The sequence below is a fragment of the Frateuria defendens genome, from assembly GCF_001182895.1.
GTDB lineage: Bacteria > Pseudomonadota > Gammaproteobacteria > Xanthomonadales > Rhodanobacteraceae > Frateuria_B > Frateuria_B defendens.
On the sequence record NZ_LFQR01000045.1, the window covers coordinates 47,235 to 67,583 of the forward strand.

Below are 20,349 nucleotides of genomic sequence, written 5' to 3' on the forward strand. Positions count from 1 at the left end.
CATGCCCGCCAAGCACGAAAAAATTGTCCTTACCGGCGCCGCCGGACTCGTCGGCCAAAATCTCATCGTCGAGCTGAAGTCGCAGGGCTTCACCAACCTGGTGGCTATCGACAAGCACGCCTACAACATGGGCATCTTGCGCCAACTGCATCCCGATGTGGCGGCCATCGAGGCCGATGTCGCGGTGCCGGGCGATTGGGAAAACGCCTTCGAAGGCGCCGCGTGCGTGGTGCAGCTGCACGCGCAGATCACCAGCAAGTACCCGGAAGAGTTCGTCCGCAACAACATCGGCGCCACGAAGATCGTGCTAGACGCCAGCAAGCGGCACGCGGTGCCCTATCTGGTGCACATCAGCTCGTCGGTGGTGGTGTCGGTGGCGAACGACGACTACACGAACACCAAAAAGGCGCAGGAGAGGCTCGTCGTCGAATCCGGCATCCGCCATACGGTGCTGCGCCCGACGCTGATGTTCGGCTGGTTCGATCCCAAGCACTTCGGCTGGCTGTCGCGCTTCATGGCGAAGACCCCAGTGTTCCCGATCCCGGGCGACGGCCGCTACATGCGCCAGCCGCTGTACGAGCGCGATTTTTGCCGCTGCATCGCCGATTGCATCGTCCGCGAGCGCAACGGCGAGGTGTACGACGTGGTGGGCGATACCCGCATCGACTATGTCGACATCATCCACACGATCAAGAAGGCCAAGGGCCTGCGCACGTGGATCCTGCACATCCCCTATGGGTTCTTCGGGTTTCTGCTCCGCCTGTTCGCGCTCTTCAGCGGCAAGCCGCCTTTCACCGCCGACCAGCTCAAGGCACTCAGCGCGGGCGACGACTTCAAGGGCGTGGATACCGAGGCGGTGTTCGGCGTGAAGCAGACCCCGTTCGCTGACGCGGTGCGTGAGAGCTACTGCGACCCGCGTTACTCCGACATCGTGCTGAAGCGTTGACGCGCCCCTACGGATCCCCGCCATGACCCAGCCACAACGCATCGCAGTGCTCGGCGCCGGCCCCATGGGCCTCGCCGTCGCCTACCAGCTGGCCCGCGACGGCCACCAGCCCGTGGTGTTCGAAGCCGACGACCGCGTGGGTGGCATGACCGCCTGCTTCGACTTCAACGGCCTCAGCATCGAACGCTACTACCACTTCCACTGCATCTCCGATGCAGGCTTCCTCACCATGCTGGATGAGCTCGGCCTTGCCGATCGCATGCGCTGGACGGAAACGAAGATGGGCTACTGGTACAACAAGCGCCTGCAACCGTGGGGTAACCCCGTCGCCCTGCTGAAGTTCAAGGGCCTGGGCCTCGTGGCCAAGGTGCGCTATGGCCTGCACGCGTTCCTATCCACCAAACGCAAGCGCGAGGACTGGCGCCCACTCGACCACGTGGAAGCCACGAGTTGGATCCGCCGATGGGTGGGTGAGGAGGCGTGGCGCGTGCTGTGGCAGCGCCTGTTCGACTACAAGTTCTACGACTACAGCGACAACCTCTCGGCCGCCTGGATCTGGAGCCGCATCCGCCGCATCGGCACGTCGCGCTACAGCATGTTCCGCGAGAAGCTGGGCTACCTCGAGGGTGGCTCCGATACGCTGCTGAACGGCATGAAGGAGTGGATCGAAACCCATGGCGGCGAGATCCGCCTGTCGACGCCGGTGCGCAAGGTGGTGATCGAGGGCGGTGCCGTAAAGGGCGTCGAAACGGCCAACGGCATCGAAACCTTCGACAAGGTCATCAGCACTATTCCCCTCCCCTTCGTACCGCGCCTCATGCCCGATCTGCCGACCGATATCACGGCGAAGTTCTCGGCGTTGAAGAACGTGGCCGTGGTGTGCGTCATCGCCAAGCTGAAGAAACCCGTCACCGAAAACTTCTGGCTGAATACGAACGACGACGACATGGATATACCGGGCCTCGTGGAATACACGAACCTTCGTCCGCTGGGCCATCACGTGGTGTACGTGCCGTTCTACATGCCAGGCGAGCACCCGAAGTACGCTGATGCCGATGACGTGTTCACCGGCAAGGTGCGCCGCTACCTGAAGATGATCAACCCGTCGCTCACCGACGACGACTTCATCGACATCCGCGCCAACCGCTACCGCTATGCGCAGCCGATCTGCCCGCCGGGTTACCTGGAAAGCATCCCGCCGTGCAAGCTGCCGGTCGATGGTCTATGGGTGGCGGACACCTCGCACTACTACCCTGAAGACCGCGGCATTTCGGAGAGCATCGACTTTGGCCGGATGATGGCGCGTGAGGCACAGACGTGACGGCGGATACTGCGCCGCGCAGCGGCACCGGCAGCCTGCTCCGTTCGCAGTTCGCCCTGTTCATCCTTGTGGGCGGCACCGCCGCCGCGGTCAACTTCGGCTCGCGCATCATCTTCAGCCTGTGGATGGGCTACGCCACCGCCATCGTCCTTGCCTACCTGCTAGGCATGACGACGGCGTTCCTGCTGAACCGCCTGTTCGTGTTCCGGGAGACGACCACCGCCCTGCACCACCAGGCTACCTGGTTCGTTATCGTGAACCTGCTGGCCGTGGCACAGACACTCCTGATCAGCCTTTTCCTCGCCCGCTGGGCGTTCCCGGCCATCAGCTGGACGTGGCGGCCCGAGCTGTGCGCCCATGCCGTGGGCGTAGCCGTGCCCGTCCTCACCAGTTACATCGGCCACAAGCATCTTTCTTTTCGCTAATGACGTCGTCCCGGAATATCGTAGTCGTTTAAAAGTAGAGGCAGGGGCGCTTTGAGGCATTCCGGAAGGGAAACTAATGGGCTAACTCACAAAATCTTTGGCCTAGAAAAGCATAGACCCTAATACCATCGCCCGATCGACTGAATGCCGTCCAGCCAGACTCTCGGCCAGCAGAAGGGATGATTTTATATACGTCGACTCGCTCTCGCCCCGTTACGCCATATCCGACCGTTTTCCCGTCCACGCCGGCAACCACAATAAGAACATTCTTGTCACTGTATTTCCGTGGTGCCACCCACCCCGAAACGACGTAGCCGCTCGCATCCTTAGTGACGGTATCCACGCGCCCTTCGCAAATGCCAGGATCCAATTTAGTCGGATCAAACTGCACCATGCCAGCATCGTGCAACCACCCCTTGCCGTACATCCCGATCTGATATCGGTCAGCGATATCACTGAGCTGGACAAGCGTATCGTGTCTGTCTTCGGGAAAAATCTTTGCATCGTATTCGGGGTGATCAATGCCAATTTTCAGGCCCAATACCGCCAGCTCACGTTCGTACAAATCCGGATTCGTTGCCCATGAGCCAGTTTGGGTCGTTGTCAGTGCCGCGAGAACAAACGTCGCGATCGCCACTATCCACCCACGGCTTCGATCCGACCGAAAAACATCCAATGCCAACATAAAAAGCAATGCATACCCAAGAAGAGGCGTCGTCTCATAACGATAAGAAGCAGCACCGACAAATCCCAGCATCCATCGCCCATGGGCTGCCGCCAAGGCGGACGCAACGACTATACCAATCCCCCCAATCAGGAACGACCTGAACGGATTGACTTGGCGCTTCAGGTACAGCCAGGCCACAAGAGCACCGGCAACAAGTAAATAAATAATTCCTGCAGTAGCAGCAAGGAAAAGGCTTCCGTGCCCAACATGAAAGATCGGACCACCAAGAAATATTGCCAGGTATTTCGCTTGCGCGAAATGAACAGCAGCCATGTCAGGAGCCACAGGTAACTCCGGAGCATGAAAGTGAATCAGATAAAGCGCGAGCGCCAGGCCCCCCGCGACGCCCATGATTACAGACTCCCGCAGCGGGCGCCGCTGTACCATGCCCTGTATCGCAGCAACAAAGAATGAAGCGATACCGTTCCCCATTGCAAGCGTGGCAGCCGTGCAAAAAAGCAGTGCCAAAGAAATATTACGAGCCCGGTCTTCAGATTTTGAGAAATACAGAAAAGCTAGCAACGAAAAGACATAAATTGCGATGCACTGACTTTCGAACCCCCACACAATATTTTGATATTGAATCCAAGAGAAAACAAAACCAAAGACGATCGCGCCAATCCATAATTTCATGTCACCTTTATAGGCATAAATCAGAATGCACCCAATTGAACCGAGCAAAATAAGATTGCATACAATCAAAAAGACATTGACCCCTCCAAAAAATCCAATATCAAAAAGAAATAAGATTCTTGAAAAGACGATACGATGTTCGTTATGCGGCTCCCAAAAAACAGCCCAATCACCCTCGCGAATCCTCTGGTAAAATCCGACACCGCCAACCCATTGGTCCCACCACTGAACCGGTGAATAGTTGTGGTATGCCCCATAGATCGTCGTTACCAATATAAAAATACTGGCAACAAACGAGATGACAGTCGCAATCCAAAAGAAAAGCTTTATGGGCCGCCCCCCCGAAATCGCTTCGATGCTGAAATATCCTTTTCGCGTATATGCCATATTTCGACCTCTTCAAGCAATGCCGGTTAACTTTTCAGCTTATTGCAGTCACTTGCCGAAAACAAGTCGGCACCATTCCTGTTACCAAAAAGCACCAGTGAGGCCCTCACAACGAACCATGCAGGGGTCACCTTGGTCAAACTGCACGTGGAAACGGCGTAGAGCCCAACTAAGTGGTTTCAGCTTGAAGGCATGCCTATGCGCTGACCAAGCCATGGGCTTGATGGATCATGTGCTGACTACGGTCGCCAACGTAGCAGACGAAACGCAGACAGCCCGTTACCGGGAATTGACCAAGAACAGTGCGCAGATGCTGACGCCATTTGCGCTGAGTTACGTGTAGACTGCGTGCAGGTATTTTCTATGAGTGCGTCTGCCGCATGCCACACCGTGTGGCATGCAGCAATGGCAAGAACGGGAATGCGCGATAGTGCCGAACCCGAGCAAGAGTGATTGCCGGCCGCTGTCGTCAAAAGCAAGGGATAATCACAGACTATCCCCCAACATCGGGCAGGATCACTCGTAGAAGTTGAAAGCGTTGTAGCCGTGCCGCTTCACGAGTTCATCGCGCTCCGCTGACTTGAGATCCTCGCGCATCATCTCGGCGACGAGCTCTTTGAATGAGATTCTCGGTTCCCAGCCCAGCTTCCGCTTGGCCTTCGTCGCATCGCCCAGCAGCGTTTCCACTTCTGCAGGACGGAAATACAGTGGATCGACAGCCACGATACAACGGCCATTTTCGTCGTAGCCCTTCTCGTCGGCACCCTCGCCCTCCCAGCGAATCGTCATGCCAATCTCCGCGGCGGCCGCGTTGACGAAATCACGAACGCTGTACTGGACACCAGTGGCGATGACGAAATCCTCCGGCTGCTCTTGCTGCAACATCAGCCACTGCATCTCGACATAGTCCTTGGCATGCCCCCAGTCGCGCAACGCATCCAAGTTGCCCAGATACAAGCAGTTCTGTAGGCCGAGCTTGATTCGGGCCAGGGCTCGGGTGATCTTGCGGGTGACGAAAGTCTCACCGCGCACCGGAGATTCATGATTGAACAAAATGCCGTTGCAGGCATACATGCCGTAGGACTCGCGATAGTTCACAGTGATCCAGTAGGCATACAGTTTCGCGACTGCATATGGAGAACGCGGATAGAAGGGAGTAGTTTCCTTCTGGGGAACTTCCTGCACTAGGCCGTACAGCTCGGAAGTGGATGCTTGGTAGAAGCGCGTCTTCTTCTCAAGCCCCAGTATCCGAATGGCCTCCAGCACGCGCAGCGGACCGAGAGCATCGGAGTTGGCGGTGTACTCGGGCTCGTGGAAAGACACGGCCACGTGGCTCTGCGCGGCGAGGTTGTAGATTTCATCCGGCTGGGTTTGCTGGATGATGCGGACCATGCTGCTGGAATCCGTCATGTCGCCATAATGCAGGATAAACCGCCGACCCTTGACATGAGGATCCTGATACAGGTGATCGATGCGATCGGTATTGAACAGCGAGCTGCGACGCTTGATACCGTGCACCACATAACCCTTGCTCAACAAAAACTCAGCGAGATACGAACCATCCTGGCCCGTCACGCCAGTAATCAGGGCGACCTTACTCATTACGTCCTAAACCTCAGTCGATTGGGTTGAAAACTGTTAAAGGGCGAAAATTTCGCGCAGGGCTGGAAGCCTGCTCTCCCAGGAATATTCCCGTAAACAGACTTGCCGCGCCACAAGCCCCACTTTCCGGTTGTACTCGATCGAAGCGAGGAGGTCTATGCAAGCACGCGAGAACTCCGTTGCGTTTTCCGCCAACCGGATGCTGTGCCCATCCTTATACGCGAAGCCTTTGCCTGCCAGTGTCGAGGCAACACAAGGCACACCCACGATCGCATACTGATTGATCTTACCACGCATTCCAGCCCCGCTCAGCGCAGGCGCGATTCCTACCCATGCATGGCAGAGCTCACCCACCAGGGAGTCGACCTCTCCCACCAAGTCGACGCTAGCATCGGCGCTAGCGGGTAGATGCGACAGCCCCCTGCCCACCACCCTGAATCTATACCCGGGCACCGCGACCTTGATCGCCGGGTGAACATACTCGAGATACCAGTTCAGTGCTTCGATGTTGGTCTGTGAACCGAAATAGGCCAGGAAGGTAACTGTGGGGGCCTCTTTCAAAAGGCGTACCGGCAGCGACCGCAACGCCTCGCCGAACTCGACCGCCGAAACGCCCGTTTCGATAGGGATCACCCCACCCCAGAAGCGCAGCTTGCGCAGCGACCTCGCGTCGCTCTCGGAGACGCACATGACACGATCCGCGCTCCAGACTGCGCGGAGTTCGCGTACCGCCACACGCAGTTCGCCCAGAAGCCATCGCTTCGTTGGCACAAAAGGCACTTGCTGTCGCGCCAAAGCGAGGGCTGCGCCTCTCACATGCGACTCCATCGGCGAAACCACCACACGAGGGAAGCCGCACCGCTTGAACAAGCGCACCAAGTCCCCAGCCTGAAGGAATTGTAAGTCGACGGCGTCAAACCGCTCCTCCAGCAGGCCGGTGGCATGAAGACCGCCCTCGTTGAACTGCTCCGGTGGCAATGTCATCACTCGCTCGAAGATCGAGGAAAGATCCGACTCGAGCCCGGCTCCGTGGTCGCAAGCCAGCAACGTCAGCGATAGGCCAGGCACCTCTTGCGACAGCAATCGGTACATATCCAGCAGCCGCAGCCCACCGCCTGTACCTCGCTCAGGTGGATAGTAGGTAACCAACAGCAGTCGCTTCCTAAGAAGCGATGGCTCGGCCGCCATGGGCGATCCGGCGCCCTTCATTGCACTACTTTCCGATTGTCCGGGCCGAATAAGCGCTCGATGATGCTCCAAGTCGCGCCATGGGGGCCATCATCCATGAAGTTGATAGTGCTCTGCACCGGCATAACACCGCACGCCTGCAAATCCTCCATGATCTCTGTCATGCACTGGGCCGTCACATTGAGCACGGCCACTCCTGACTCCGCCTCTAGTGACACGATCACCTCAACGCCTCCACAGCATGGCGTTTAGTCGCGATAGCCCGCTCTTGTGCCACACCTTGCGTGCGAACACATAATATGGGCGCACGCGCTCGGCAAAATGATTGAACCGATCCAGACCCGGCAAAGTAGGCACTGGCGGCATGCCATGGCCACTGAGCCGGTCCGCCACTTCGATCGCCGCCAGCGATTCGTGAAAGGCATCGTAGAGCGCGTTGATCTCGTGAGTGAAGTTGGTGGGCATGTCGTACTGCAGTGCCCAGAACCCCTTCGCTTGTACCTGCGCATGCATAGCGTGATAGCGATGGAAGTAGCCTTCCGGCACACGCAGCGTGAGATGGCGCGAACGATGCGTCTCGACGGCACTGTCCCTAGCCCGCAATACGACGGCCAGCGCCAACAGGACATCGAAACGCACCAGCGACGGTAGGTCCAGGGCCGCCAGGGCTGCGTGACTGAAGAACAGCGTGCCCACCTGATGCTCAGCGATGCTGTCCTGTGTCCAACGGTACAGGCCTTTCGAACTGCTGTTACGCAAGATGCCGGCCGCGCTGGCCGGCGCCGGCGCGGTGAATGCGTTGACGAAAAATCCGGCAACGAACAAGGTTGGCTCGCCCCTGCGCACCGGGTCGCAGGACCACTTGAGCGCCTTCTCGAAGAAGTCATACTGCGGATAGTCGAGCTGGTTGAAGAAAACGGCGAAATCGCCTTCCGCCCGCTCAGCGGCCGCAGCGAGCTTGATACCGAAACGCAACTTGCTCCACTCGGCGACCTCCTGGCGTGGCGGCAGGAAGCGGAATTCGACATTGGCCGGCAGGTCACTGGGAGCCCCCTGTGTCCAGCGCGGGCTCTGCACGCAGATGCGTACGTGGTGACGCGATTGGTTTTGCAATTCGCTGGCAGCGCGCAGCACGTACGCCAGATTGGGGAATACTTTGCTTCCCTCCTGGCCATGCGCAGGCCCGAACGGATCGTGGTCGATCAGAAACACGTCAATCGTCGAACTGGTGTCAGCCGCCTCGAGCGCCGCGCGATGTTGCTCGTGGATCGTCGCCAACGCTGCGTCGAGCTTGACCTCAAAAGAATACTTTTCGGCGATCAACTTCTGCGCCTCACGGACTCGCCGAGCAGCCTCCCCAGGATCGGAGAGGATTTTGCGGAGAGCCGCCTGAATCGAGTCGGCCCGCTCTCCCTCTGTGCCCCCGGAGAAGTAATAGACCAAGTCACCGAACTGCTCGATAACGTGGGGGTTGCAGTCAGAGATCACAGGCGTGCCGGAGGCCAGACCCTCGAACACGCGGCCGGAAGCGGTCCGGGATTTCAGGTGCGCCGGCGACGAGACCGCTAGCACGGCCCCATACTGCCGCATGGTTTCGAACATGCTGACACCATCGAATGGGATCTCGCCGCGGTAGGAGGTGAAGCCCGCCCATGGATCGATGCCTTCTAGTTTTCGCGGCCCGTAAAAATCGGCGATGCCACGCTCTTGCAGTACGTCAAGGAGCCCTTGTGCACGGCCAGACTTGCCTACGCCACGCTCCCAGTTGACACCGCAATAGAACACTTTCGAAGCTTCCGGAGCGGCTGCCGCTGCACCGATCGGATGCGGGGGAACCAGCGCGGTGCGCGAGCTGGAGCCGATCATAGATAGCCCGCTATCCTGCCATTCGCTGCCCAGCACCTGACGGATGTGACTCTTCAGTAGCGAAGAACCATTAAACAGATAATCATCGTAAGCGCGCAGATGCTGGATCAGGTTCACCCGATAGTTCGACTGGAAATGCATGAATTCCAGTGGATTGGCGACCCACAGGAACGTACGCACGTTCAGGAATTTCGGCGTGTCGTAGTGAAAAGAGATCGCGAAGTCGTACTTATCCGGCATCTGTACGTCGTTGATGCAGGCACCGGTTGCGACGTCAAAACCAAGGAAATCGACCACTGTGACGGGATAGCCGGTCTTGCGCATCTTCTCGATGAGTTCGTATTCGGCATTCTTGATTTTTGGCCACTGCGAGATGACCAGAATTCGAGGAGCATTGCCCGTCATCAGACTGCGCCTTCCTGCGTGACATACCAGTTCCAAGTCTTTTCCAGACCTTCCTTGAGTGTGTTCTCGCTCTTGAACCCAGCAGCTGTAATCTTGCTCAAATCATAGCCCAGGTACTCGCGGCCATTTGGTTTGGTCGAATCCCAATCGACCCGCCCCTGCATTTCGGACACATCGGTCAACGCCTCGACCATTTCACGAATGGTATAGACGTTGCCGCTACCAATATTCACCGGACCCTGGACGTTCTCCATCGCGAGCAATGCCGCCTTGGCCGCGTCCTCCACATAGAGGAAATCGCGCTGAGCAGTGCCATCGCCCCAAACCGCCACCCTGGCGCCATTGCGCTTGGCGTCGTGGAAGCGTTTGATCAGCGAAGGGATGACGTGGCCCTGTTCGGCATCGAAGCGGTCGCGCGGTCCGAACAGGTTGCACGAAACGATGTAAGTCCAGTCCATGCCGTAACTTTCACCGTACGCACGCAGCATCCCGAGCATCGCGCGCTTCGCGTGCGAATACGAATCCTCTGACTTATGCGGCTCGCCAAGGAAGATCATCTCTTCAGTGAAGGGAAGCGCCGGCGGCGGATATGGATAGACGGCACCTGTGCCCATCACAGCAATCTTGCGAACACCGGCTTTGTGTGAGGCGTCCACGACGCTGGTGTTGATCAGCACGTTGTCGTAGAACGACAGCGCCTTGTTGTTCATGTTACCCATGATGCCGTAGACACGCCCGGCCGCATGGAACACATACTGCGGAGCGATCTTGGCGAAGTAGCGACGGGTCGCCGGCAGGTCCGTGAGGTCACACTCTTCACGCCCCACGCCAATGACGTTCTGGTAACCAAGCCCCCGCAGGTACTCCACCATCGCGGAACCGAACAGGCCACGCGCCCCGGTGACTACGATCCTGTCTTCCTTCTTCATGCCTTCTCTCTAACTCGCAAGTAAAAAGAACTGCCCTCATCTCTAGGAGGAGCACGCAACAATGTCAGCAAGCTTGGGAGAAGGCCGGCTCGCATCTTCGAGGAACCAGGTACATATCGAGCCCGCTATGAGGCCCGCCCGGTCAGTTCGGTCAGCGCCTCAAGCCGGCGCGTCCGATCCTCCAACTCGGCCGCGACTTGATCGAGCACCTGAGTGCGCTCGACCAGGGTCAGCTGGCTCACCTCAAGCATATGCCTCGCCTCAGCCAGTTCGGCCTGCGCCGACTCCAGCCGCCTGGTGCGATCAACCAGTTGATCCCCTGCAAGCTGAAGAGCAGAGGTGCGCTCTACGAGCAAGGCGCACACCTCCCCTAGCCGCTCCCGAAGCCCAGCCTGCTGATCACACGCGCCCCCCTGGCGCGAGAGCCTATCCTGCAGATCCGACGGCGCTTCGTCCAGACCTGCTGTCCTCTCACTGAGCAAAGCCTGCAGATCACCGACTTCCTTCTGAGTCTGCACGAGCAGCGTATTGGAAGCTTCGAGTAGCCTAGTCCGTTCCTCAAGCTGCACACTGATGTTTTCCAGAGCGCGAGTGCGCTCAATCAGAGTCTCGCGGACCTCGACCAGTTCGTTAGTCCTGTCAAGTAGGTCGCGGGTAGCCGCCTCGAGCCGCTGGGTACGGCCATGGAACTCGGCACGTAGCTCGACCAGGTCGTCGATGCGGTCCTTGAGTTGTTCACGCGCACGATTGAGATCACGCGTGACCACCTCGTACTCGCCCGTAAAGTTGGTCTCCAGCGCCTGGACGTCGACATCCAGGCCGTCTGCCAGCAGGTGCAGCCCGTTAGCGCAGCGGGCGATATTATCCCAAGCCAACGTGTATTCACGCACGCCATCACCGTGGTTGAAGAGATTCGGGTGTTCCGGACGGAGCACGATGTCCTCGACCCGAGCTGACAGCAGCGTCCGCCCCACACCAAGGCCAGTGCTCCAGTGCTCACGAGCTTGCTCGGGCCGGCCAAGCGCCAACGCCAGCCGACCAGCCTCGTACCAGGACGCCGTGGTCTTGGTCAACAGATGAACGCCGAAGCGGCGAGCGTCGATACCAGCACAGGCGACAAAGGCCTCGAGCGCTTCCTGCAGTCGCCCTCGTGCACGCAACAGGAGCGCCTTCACGTACGCGAGCGAGACGCGCCAACGCAACACCATCCGATTCTCGCCGCCCACCATCGGGTAACAGTCCAGCTCATCCAGCAATGCATCGATGGCACTCGCATCCGGCAACGACGACTCCAGCAGAGCGTACGCCCTCACGCACAGTGCGGCTCCATAGTCGGCGGCGTCGCGCGGGGATTCTTGCAGTACGCGGGACACATACTTGTTACGCAGTGAAGGTAACGACGCCCGCTGCCCGATGGTTATCATCGCAAGCCCAAGCCAGGGATTGGCGTACTCGTCGGCATACCGCACCGACGGGTGGCCGGATGGCGCAACGTTCCCGAACACTCGCTCGCTGTATTCCGCCTGCACGAAGGGCGACTTCATACCCACCATCAGCCACCACTCAGCGCTGTGCGCACGCTGCGTAGCCGGATCGACGGGATAGAGCTCGCGCTGCTTGCGCTCCCAGACGAAGCGCTGGCCGATGACCTTGGCCTGGCTGGCCGATTGCACGTACGCCGCCTCGACATCGAAGTCCGATGCGATCTCGGCTCTCAGTCGATCCAGATCGTACACCTGCAGGTGATAGGGATTCGGATCTTCGCCGCTCTCGTCGCTCCAGTCATTCGGCACGCTGACGATGACCCTTCCGCCGGGTGTCAGCACGCGATGGAACTCCTTCAGCAGGCCACGCGGGTCTTCGACATGCTCAAGCGTTTCGAACGAGATGATGGTATCGAAGCTGGCATCGGGATAATTCCGAAGTGCCTCCGGCAGGAAGCCGCAAACATATTCTCCACGCTGGCTTCCCTCGGCGTAGCAACGATTGGCGTAGTCCACCGCGTAAGGGCTACCGTCAATACCGATCACGCAGGATGCACGCGTCAGCGAGCGCACTACATGTGCACCGTAACCCAGACCGCATGCCGCATCCAGCACGCGGTCATGCGGCCGGACGAACTCGCAGGCCCACTGGTAGCGGATCACATGTGCATCGGAACGCTCGCCCGTATCCCGCAACATATCCATGTGCAGGCCTCGCTCTTCCTCGAGCGCGGACAACGGATATTCTTCCAGAGCAGCATCCGGGATGCGCTCGAGGGCGATTAGTACGCGTTCGCCGTCGTGATTGAGCGACTCATATGGATTGAGACGATAGTAACGCGGATGCTTGCGGAAGCCGGCAGCAAAGCACAACCGCTCCCACCAGGCGCGCGACTTCCCCCAGGAGCCGGCCGTGGCCGCGTCCTTCAGCGGAGCAGCCACGTCAACCTCCAGCACGACATGGCGTTTTGTGACACGTCGCATTTCGGCTAGTGCGCTTACGATCTGGGCCTGATCCAACCACTCCAGACAACCATTGGAAACCACCACATCGAAAGAGCTGTCCGCGAATGGCATGGCCATCGCGTCACCTTCCCGGAAACGACCAGGCATGCGCACATTGGCGCGTTCAACTAGAGCGTGGTCCGAGTCCAGCCCGAAGGCATCGATATCCCGCCGCAGCAAGGCGGCGACGAGACAACCCTCGCCTGATCCCACATCCAGGACATTACCCAGACCACAAGCCAAGACGATGGCATCGGCCATCGCAACCACGTCGCTCTCTTTAAGCGCCTGGCCAGGATAGCGCTCACGTGTTTTCATCGTGCTCTCCACCATACTAACTGCTCGTCATCTATCCAAACGCGTTACCAGTGCGCCTTCATCCTCAGATCGAGCGCACCACCGAAGAAATATTCATCATTCTTCATGAGCACCTGAAAGAACGCAGCCTCGTCGACCCAATGAAGCATGCGCTGGGCGAGATAATCAGGCGTATCCTCATAGGAAACCGATGCCTGGACCTCATAGAGATTGACTCCTAGATTGCAGTCGCACTCCAGCACTACCTCGAAGCGCTCGCCCTTGCTGATCGTGCGGTCCCAGAATTTTTCCGCCGAACTGGATTCGGCCATCCGCTGCATGTCCTGATTGAGCGTGCCCCAGGAATAGAGCTTTACGCCCTCCTTGTTGCGGATCCGCACCCCCACCGAAAGCTTGCGCGTGGAGATCTGCGATTCGCAGACGACTTTGATGCGCAGGCGATCACCCGGATAGAAGACGCTAGTCGTTTCGTCATCCGCATTGCGGATGGTAACGCTGACGATGTGCACACCACCGTCACCGAAGGCAAGACGGTCCGAGCCCGACATCGCGGTCGCGGCAGCCAGCGGCGTCTCGACCACCGGCTCCTCGCCGGCGTCTGCCGCTGCCTCGCTCTTCAACATCTCGGTGAGACTGCTGAAGTATGCCGCCTCCTCGTCGTGGAGCAACCTGCGGTAGTGAAGCACGACATTCGAGGAGGGGCCCCAGTCACGCTGGCTGCCATTGCTCAAGAGCAGGCAACGGTTCGTCAAGGTGCGGATGCTTTCCTGATCATGCGAGACGAACAACAGGGACATTCCGTCAGACACAAGCTTTTCGATGCGCTGGAAGCAACGCTTCTGGAACAGCGCATCGCCCACCGCAAGGGCTTCGTCGACGATGAGTATGTCCGGCTCCACCTGAACCTGGACGGCGAACGCCAGCCGGACCAACATGCCGCTGGAATATGTCTTCACTGGTTGATCGAGGTGATTGCCGATGTCGGCGAAAGCGGCAATGGTATCGAACTTGCGATCGATCTCCTCGCGCGAGAAACCCAGCAGCGCGGCATTGAGATAAACGTTCTCGCGCCCAGTGAACTCCGGATTGAATCCGGAGCCCAGCTCCAGCAGTGCAGCAACCCGTCCTTTGACCACCGCCCTGCCCAGCGTCGGTGCCAGCGTCCCAGTCACGATCTGCAGTAAGGTACTCTTGCCGCTGCCATTGCGACCAAGGATACCGACCGATTCGCCGCGCTTGACGTCGAACGAGACATCGCGCAACGCCCAGAATTCCTTGAAATACTCACGCTCGAACATGCCCAGGGCGCGCCGCAGGCGCGGCAGCACGAACTGTTTCATGCGATCGCGGGGAGTCTCATACATCTCGTAACGCTTCGAGACCGACTCGACGTGGACGGCCACTTCCTCAGAGGACATCGGCAAAACCCTTGCGCGTCTTCTGGAACCAGGCATAGCCCAGCATAATCACCACGATGCCGATGACCATGGAAGTGCACCACGGCAGCAGCCTGGGCAATTCCCCGAAAACAAGCACGTTGCGACTTTCCTCAATGATGTAGGTAAGTGGATTGAGATTCATCCAGGGTCGAACCCAAACCGGCAGCGAAGATGCTGGATAGAAGACCGGCGACAGGAACAACATGATGCTGGAGAGCACTCCGGTCACCTGAGAGATATCGCGCAGGTAGACGCCGGACGATGAAAGCAACCAGGCCACTCCCGCCATCTGCAGCACCAGCGGCAACAACACCAGCGGGAAGAAAACCGCCGTCCAGGGAACGCCAACCGCAAGAACTACCTGCGCGACAAGCAGCACGGCCACGCTAATCGTCAGGTGGAACAGCGCCGAGCCAAGCAGCACCCAAACGAGCGAATCGAGCGGAAAGACAACCTTCTTGACGAAATTGACGTTGGAGATGATCAGAGAAGGCGCCTTGTTCAGGCACTCGGCGAAGAATCCGTGCACCGCTAGTCCGACGAACGCCAAGACTGCAAAATTGACCTTGTCCACGGCACCCTCGCCCACCCAGCGCACCTTCATGATGCTGGTGAACACAAACGTGTAGACCGACAGCATGAGTAACGGATTGAAAAAGGACCAGGCTGTGCCCAGGAAGGAGCCGCGATAACGACCGATGACCTCACGCTTGACTAACTGCTGCAGTAATTGGCGATTGACCAAGAGCGAACGGACCATGCCTAGCGGGCTGGCGGACGCCCTGGAATAGGCATCAATGCGTTGAACTGACATGTTCGGCTTCATGAGCGGGCGAAGAGAAATGCGCACGCGCAGGTCATGACTGCACCAGCGCGCAGGCCAAATCCTCCCGGAGATCCCCATACTCCTCTACGCCCACGCTCAACCGCACCAGCGAGTCGCTAATGCCGAGCCGCTCACGGCGCTCGACCGGCACCGAGGCGTGGGTCATGACCGCGGGGACATTGATCAGGCTTTCCACACCACCGAGGGATTCGGCCAGGGCGAACAGGCGGGTGCGCTCGCAGAGTGCCTTGGCTGCGCCGGCTCCACCCTTGAGTTCAAGCGAGACGATGCCTCCGAAGCCGGGCATCTGGCGCGCGGCCAGCGCGTGCTGCGGGTGCGAGGCTAGACCCGGGTAGATTACCTTCTTGATCGCCGGGTGCTCCTGCAGCCATTGTGCTAGCGCCAAGGCGTTGTCGCAGTGCGCCCTCATACGCAGATGCAGGGTCTTGAGGCCGCGCAAGGCCAGAAAACTATCGAACGGCCCCTGCACGGCGCCAACGGAGTTCTGCAGGAATGCCAGTCGCTCGCCCATCTCGGCATCGTCACCGACCACGGCGACGCCACCAACTATGTCCGAGTGGCCATTGAGGTACTTGGTGGCCGAATGCACCACGATGTCCGCACCCAGCTCCAGCGGACGCTGCAGCATCGGCGACGCGAAAGTATTGTCCACGACCAGGATCAACCCATGCTTCTTCGCGAAAGCGGCGACCTGGGCTAGGTCAACCAGCTTCAACATGGGATTGGTCGGCGTTTCGACCCAGATCATGCGGGTCCGCGGCGTCAACGCCGCCTTCAGCACAGCCGCGTCGTTGAGATCAACAAAAGAAAAATCAAGACCGGCCGAGCGCCTGCGCACGCGCTCGAATAGGCGGTATGTGCCGCCGTAAAGATCATCCATCGCAATGATGTGGCTACCGGTGTCGAGCAGATCCAAGACCGTGCTGATCGCGGCCATCCCCGAGGCAAACGCGAAGCCTGCCCCCCCCCCCTCGAGGTCTGCAACGCAGCGCTCATAGGCCATGCGCGTCGGATTCTGCGTACGTGAGTACTCATAACCCTTGTGCTCGCCAGGACTCTGCTGCACATAGGTCGAAGTGGCATAGATCGGCGTCATGACGGCGCCGGTACTCGGATCGGGATGCTGGCCCGCATGGATAGCGCGCGTACCAAGCCCCAGAGCGGCTAACGGTGTCTTGGAAGGTGTTTTGATCATGACGACCTAGGGGGAAAGAGGACCGACCCGGCGACATGCATGGGTCACAAATCAGCAAGGAATAATACCGGCAAACCCCGGCCCTATCACCCCCTCGGCTGGCCTTGGGCAGACCTGCGTCGGCCTTTGATAGGGGCTGCCTATTTGCCCGCTTTTGTGGGCATGCCCCCCGTGCAACAATCCAAAGATACATGGATCGCGGACGATGCTTTATGAATACCCTGTTGGTGACTGGCGGAGCTGGTTTCATCGGTGCCAATTTTGTGCCTGGTGCCGTCGCTGATGGCCTGCGGGTCATCAACCTGGACAAGCTTACCTATGCGGGCAACGTGGATTCGCTGGAGTCGCTAAGTGGCAACCCCTCGCACATCTTCGTGCAGGGAGACATCGGTGACCGTGCTCTGGTGAGGGCACTTCTCGACGAACATCGCCCAGATGCCATAGTCAACTTCGCCGCAGAATCGCATGTGGATCGTTCGATCGATGGGCCGGCCGAGTTCGTGCAGACCAATGTAGTCGGCACGCTCAGCCTGCTTGAATGCGCCCGCGAGTACTGGCGTGCGACCAAGGGCGACGCCAAACAGACCTTCCGCTTCCTACACATCTCCACCGATGAAGTCTATGGTTCGTTGGGGGCAGAAGGGCTGTTTACCGAAACCACGGCTTATGCCCCGAACTCCCCCTATTCCGCCTCCAAGGCTGCATCGGATCATCTGGTACGTGCGTTTCATCACACGTACGGATTGCCGGTTCTCACCACGAACTGCTCCAACAACTATGGCCCATATCAGTTTCCCGAAAAACTGATTCCGCTGACCATCCAGAAGGCGCTGAGGGGCGATGAGCTACCGGTCTACGGCGACGGCAAGAACATCCGCGACTGGCTGTTCGTGGGCGATCACTGCCGCGCCATCCGGCGGGTGCTGGAGGCCGGCCGCGTGGGCGAGACGTACAACGTTGGCGGCAATGCCGAGCGAGAGAACATCAGCGTGGTCAAGACCATTTGTGCCCTGCTCGACGAGCGCCGGCCGCTGGTCGACGGCCGCAGGCGCGAGTCGCTGATCACCTTCGTGAAGGATCGCCCCGGCCACGATCGCCGTTACGCCATCGATGCCAGCAAGCTCAAGAACGAGCTGGGCTGGACGCCGACGCAGACCTTCGAGAGCGGCATCGCGCAGACGGTGGACTGGTATCTGGACAACCACGAATGGGTGCAGCGCGTCTTGGACGGCAGCTACCGCATGGAGCGACTGGGCACATGAGCAAACGCAAGGGCATCATCCTCGCTGGAGGTTCCGGCACACGGCTGTATCCGATCACCCAGGCCATCAGCAAGCAGTTGCTGCCGGTGTACGACAAGCCGATGATCTACTACCCGCTGGCCACCTTGATGCTGGCCGGTATCCAGCAGGTGCTCATGATCAACACGCCTCACGAGCAGGCCATGTTCCAGCGTCTGCTTGGCGACGGCTCGCAGTGGGGCATCGACATCCAGTATGCCGTGCAACCTTCGCCGGACGGCCTGGCGCAGGCGTTCGTGATCGGCCGCGACTTTCTAGGCGGCGCCCCGAGTTGCTTGGTGCTGGGCGACAACATCTTTTACGGCGTAGGTCTCACCGAACGCCTCAAGCGTGCGGTCGAGCGCGAACAGGGCGCCACCGTATTCGGCTACTGGGTCAGGGACCCGGAGCGGTATGGCGTAGCCGAGTTCGATACCGAAGGCCGGGTGATCGGGCTGGAAGAGAAGCCGTCGCACCCTAAATCGAACTATGCGGTCACCGGCCTCTACTTCTACGACGGCCGCGCTTGCGACTACGCCGCCCAGATCAAACCTTCCGCGCGTGGCGAACTGGAAATCACCGACCTCAATCGCCGTTACCTGGAAGACGGCTCGCTGCACCTGGAACGCCTCGGCCGCGGCTACGCCTGGCTCGATACCGGCACCCACGAGTCGCTGATGGAGGCGGGCAACTACATCGAGACGATCGAGAACCGCCAAGGGCTGAAGGTGTGCTGTCCGGAGGAAATCGCCTTCCTCCAAGGCTGGATTGACGCCGAACAAGTGTTGCGCCTCGCCGCGCCGCTGGCCAAGACCGGCTACGGCGAATACCTGAAAAAACTGGTGGACCAGCGATACGCGCCATGAAGGTCACAACGACACGCCTGCCCGGCCTGCTGGTCATCGAGCCACAGGTATTCGGCGACTCGAGAGGCTTTTTCTACGAGAGCTACAACCAGGCCAAGTACCGCGAAGCAGGCATCGATGCCGACTTCGTGCAGACCAATGTCTCGCGCTCGGCCAAGGGCGTGCTGCGCGGCCTGCACTATCAGTGGCCAAACCCGCAAGGCAAGCTGGTCAGCGTGCTGGAGGGCGAGGTGTACGACGTGGCGGTGGACATCCGCCACGGCTCGCCCACGTTTGGCCAGTGGGTCGGCGCCCTGCTGAGTGCCGAGAACCATCGGCACTTCTGGATACCGGAAGGCTTCGCCCACGGCTTCTGCGTGCTCTCGGACGTTGCGACCTTCACCTATCAATGCACGGCGTTGTACGACGCCAAGGCGGATGCCGGCGTGCGCTGGAACGATGCCGATATCGGCATCGACTGGCCGGTCAGCGACCCGCTGCTGTCCGGCAAGGACAACAGGACCCCGTTCTTGCGCGATATCGCCGCCGACCGCCTGCCGGTCTTCACGCCGTGAAAATTCTGCTGCTCGGTGCCAATGGCCAGCTCGGCCGCACCTTTGTCGAGCAAGGCGGCCTGGCGGAACGCGGGGAGTTGGTGGTCGCGAGCCGAGATGGAAGGCTGACAGGTGGCGGCATGGGCGAGGCCGCCGACCTCACCACCCCGGAGTCCTTGCCTGCGTTGCTAGAGCGCATCCGGCCTCACTGGATTATCAACGCCGCGGCCTACACGGCCGTCGATCGGGCAGAGCAGGAAGAGGCCCTCGCCACCCGCGTCAACGGTGATGCGGTCGGCGTGCTCGGCAACTGGGCCGCACGGCATGGGGCGCTGGTCGTGCATTATTCCACCGATTATGTTTTCGATGGACAGGGCACACAGCCCTACTCCGTCGATGCGCCCACGGCCCCGCTCGGTGCCTATGGCCGCAGCAAGCTGGCTGGCGAACTGGCCTTGCGCGCCAGCGAGGCCGATCAGCTGATCTTCCGCACTGCCTGGGTCTACGCTCCCCATGGCCATAACTTCCTGCGGACCATGCTGCGCCTAGGCGCCGAACGCGAAGAACTACGCGTGGTGGCGGATCAGTACGGCACGCCCACCACGACCGACCTGATTGTACAGGCCAGCCTTGCTGCGCTGGACGCTTGGCAAAAGGCTGCGCCTGCTGGGCGCGACACGCTGCGCGGCACGCATCACCTGGTTGCCAGCGGCCAAACCACCTGGCACGGCTTCGCCACGGCGATTTTCGAGCAGGCGCTGGAGCTGCGGCTGTTGCCCCGCGCCCCGCGCGTATCGGCCATTGCCACAACGGAATTCCCGACCTCGGCCAAGCGTCCAGCCTGGTCGGTATTGGACAATCGGGGGTTCCAGTCAGCTTTCAATCACGCTTTGCCATCCTGGAAACAGGGTCTTCACGATATTATCCGCGTTCTTTCAACACGAAGCTCTTGA

General features: G+C 59.6%; 17 protein-coding genes. 7 read left to right on the top strand and 10 right to left on the bottom strand.

All coding sequences use genetic code 11. The annotated features are described in order from the left end of the window. The first annotated feature begins 1 nt into the window (after nucleotide 1). The 3 genes from ACH65_RS07350 to ACH65_RS07360 are packed head-to-tail and all read left to right on the top strand — an operon-like array spanning nucleotide 2 to nucleotide 2,692. A complete protein-coding gene (locus ACH65_RS07350; protein WP_049621935.1) occupies nucleotides 2-946 on the top strand; it encodes an NAD-dependent epimerase/dehydratase family protein in 945 nt (314 codons plus the stop codon). Between the two features lie 22 nt (nucleotides 947-968). Then, nucleotides 969-2,267, top strand: coding sequence for an NAD(P)/FAD-dependent oxidoreductase (locus ACH65_RS07355; protein WP_049621936.1), 1,299 nt, complete (start codon nucleotides 969-971; stop codon nucleotides 2,265-2,267). Between the two features lie 35 nt (nucleotides 2,268-2,302). After that, nucleotides 2,303-2,692 carry a GtrA family protein gene (locus tag ACH65_RS07360; RefSeq protein ID WP_049621989.1) on the top strand — a complete coding sequence of 130 codons (390 nt, stop codon included), beginning with the start codon at nucleotides 2,303-2,305 and terminating at the stop codon, nucleotides 2,690-2,692. 73 nt (nucleotides 2,693-2,765) lie between these two features. On the opposite strand, the gene ACH65_RS19730 is transcribed toward ACH65_RS07360, so the two are convergent. The 10 genes from ACH65_RS19730 to ACH65_RS07410 all read right to left on the bottom strand — a co-directional run bounded on the left by ACH65_RS19730 (nucleotide 2,766) and on the right by ACH65_RS07410 (nucleotide 16,717). Next, complete coding sequence (locus ACH65_RS19730; RefSeq protein WP_153242508.1) at nucleotides 2,766-4,439, bottom strand: hypothetical protein; 1,674 nt, start codon at nucleotides 4,437-4,439, stop codon at nucleotides 2,766-2,768. Nucleotides 4,440-4,955: 516 nt separating this feature from the next. Continuing rightward, nucleotides 4,956-6,041 carry a GDP-mannose 4,6-dehydratase gene (gene gmd / locus ACH65_RS07370; protein WP_049621938.1) on the bottom strand — a complete coding sequence of 362 codons (1,086 nt, stop codon included), beginning with the start codon at nucleotides 6,039-6,041 and terminating at the stop codon, nucleotides 4,956-4,958. Between the two features lie 36 nt (nucleotides 6,042-6,077). Then, nucleotides 6,078-7,229 carry a glycosyltransferase family 4 protein gene (locus tag ACH65_RS07375; RefSeq protein ID WP_161805597.1) on the bottom strand — a complete coding sequence of 384 codons (1,152 nt, stop codon included), beginning with the start codon at nucleotides 7,227-7,229 and terminating at the stop codon, nucleotides 6,078-6,080. Nucleotides 7,230-7,246: 17 nt separating this feature from the next. Next, nucleotides 7,247-7,423, bottom strand: coding sequence for a hypothetical protein (locus ACH65_RS07380; protein WP_153242509.1), 177 nt, complete (start codon nucleotides 7,421-7,423; stop codon nucleotides 7,247-7,249). 31 nt (nucleotides 7,424-7,454) lie between these two features. After that, a complete protein-coding gene (locus ACH65_RS07385; protein ID WP_049621941.1) occupies nucleotides 7,455-9,500 on the bottom strand; it encodes a glycosyltransferase family protein in 2,046 nt (681 codons plus the stop codon). Further along, on the bottom strand, nucleotides 9,500-10,429 hold the full coding sequence (locus ACH65_RS07390) for a GDP-L-fucose synthase family protein (RefSeq protein ID WP_049621942.1): 930 nt from the start codon (nucleotides 10,427-10,429) through the stop codon (nucleotides 9,500-9,502). The genes ACH65_RS07385 and ACH65_RS07390 overlap by 1 nt, the downstream gene beginning before the upstream one ends. 125 nt (nucleotides 10,430-10,554) lie before the next feature. After that, a complete protein-coding gene (locus ACH65_RS07395; protein WP_161805598.1) occupies nucleotides 10,555-13,236 on the bottom strand; it encodes a methyltransferase domain-containing protein in 2,682 nt (893 codons plus the stop codon). Between the two features lie 44 nt (nucleotides 13,237-13,280). Then, a complete protein-coding gene (locus tag ACH65_RS07400) occupies nucleotides 13,281-14,654 on the bottom strand; it encodes an ABC transporter ATP-binding protein (RefSeq protein ID WP_049621944.1) in 1,374 nt (457 codons plus the stop codon). Beyond that, nucleotides 14,644-15,489, bottom strand: a complete 846-nt coding sequence (locus ACH65_RS07405) for an ABC transporter permease (protein WP_153242510.1) — start codon at nucleotides 15,487-15,489, stop codon at nucleotides 14,644-14,646. The genes ACH65_RS07400 and ACH65_RS07405 overlap by 11 nt, the downstream gene beginning before the upstream one ends. A 43-nt stretch (nucleotides 15,490-15,532) precedes the next feature. Beyond that, the gene (locus ACH65_RS07410) at nucleotides 15,533-16,717 is read right to left on the bottom strand and encodes a cystathionine gamma-synthase (protein WP_049621945.1); all 1,185 of its coding nucleotides are present in this window, start codon (nucleotides 16,715-16,717) and stop codon (nucleotides 15,533-15,535) included. Nucleotides 16,718-16,929: 212 nt separating this feature from the next. Between ACH65_RS07410 and rfbB the strand changes: the two genes are divergently transcribed. The 4 genes from rfbB to rfbD are packed head-to-tail and all read left to right on the top strand — an operon-like array spanning nucleotide 16,930 to nucleotide 20,349. Then, entirely contained in the window at nucleotides 16,930-17,979 is a 1,050-nt protein-coding gene (rfbB, locus tag ACH65_RS07415; protein WP_082190186.1) for a dTDP-glucose 4,6-dehydratase, read from the top strand. Next, nucleotides 17,976-18,863, top strand: coding sequence for a glucose-1-phosphate thymidylyltransferase RfbA (gene rfbA, locus ACH65_RS07420; RefSeq protein ID WP_049621947.1), 888 nt, complete (start codon nucleotides 17,976-17,978; stop codon nucleotides 18,861-18,863). The genes rfbB and rfbA overlap by 4 nt, the downstream gene beginning before the upstream one ends. Further along, complete coding sequence (gene rfbC, locus ACH65_RS07425; protein WP_049621948.1) at nucleotides 18,860-19,417, top strand: dTDP-4-dehydrorhamnose 3,5-epimerase; 558 nt, start codon at nucleotides 18,860-18,862, stop codon at nucleotides 19,415-19,417. Before rfbA ends, rfbC begins: the two co-directional genes overlap by 4 nt. Further along, nucleotides 19,414-20,349, top strand: a complete 936-nt coding sequence (rfbD, locus tag ACH65_RS07430; RefSeq protein WP_049621949.1) for a dTDP-4-dehydrorhamnose reductase — start codon at nucleotides 19,414-19,416, stop codon at nucleotides 20,347-20,349. Before rfbC ends, rfbD begins: the two co-directional genes overlap by 4 nt.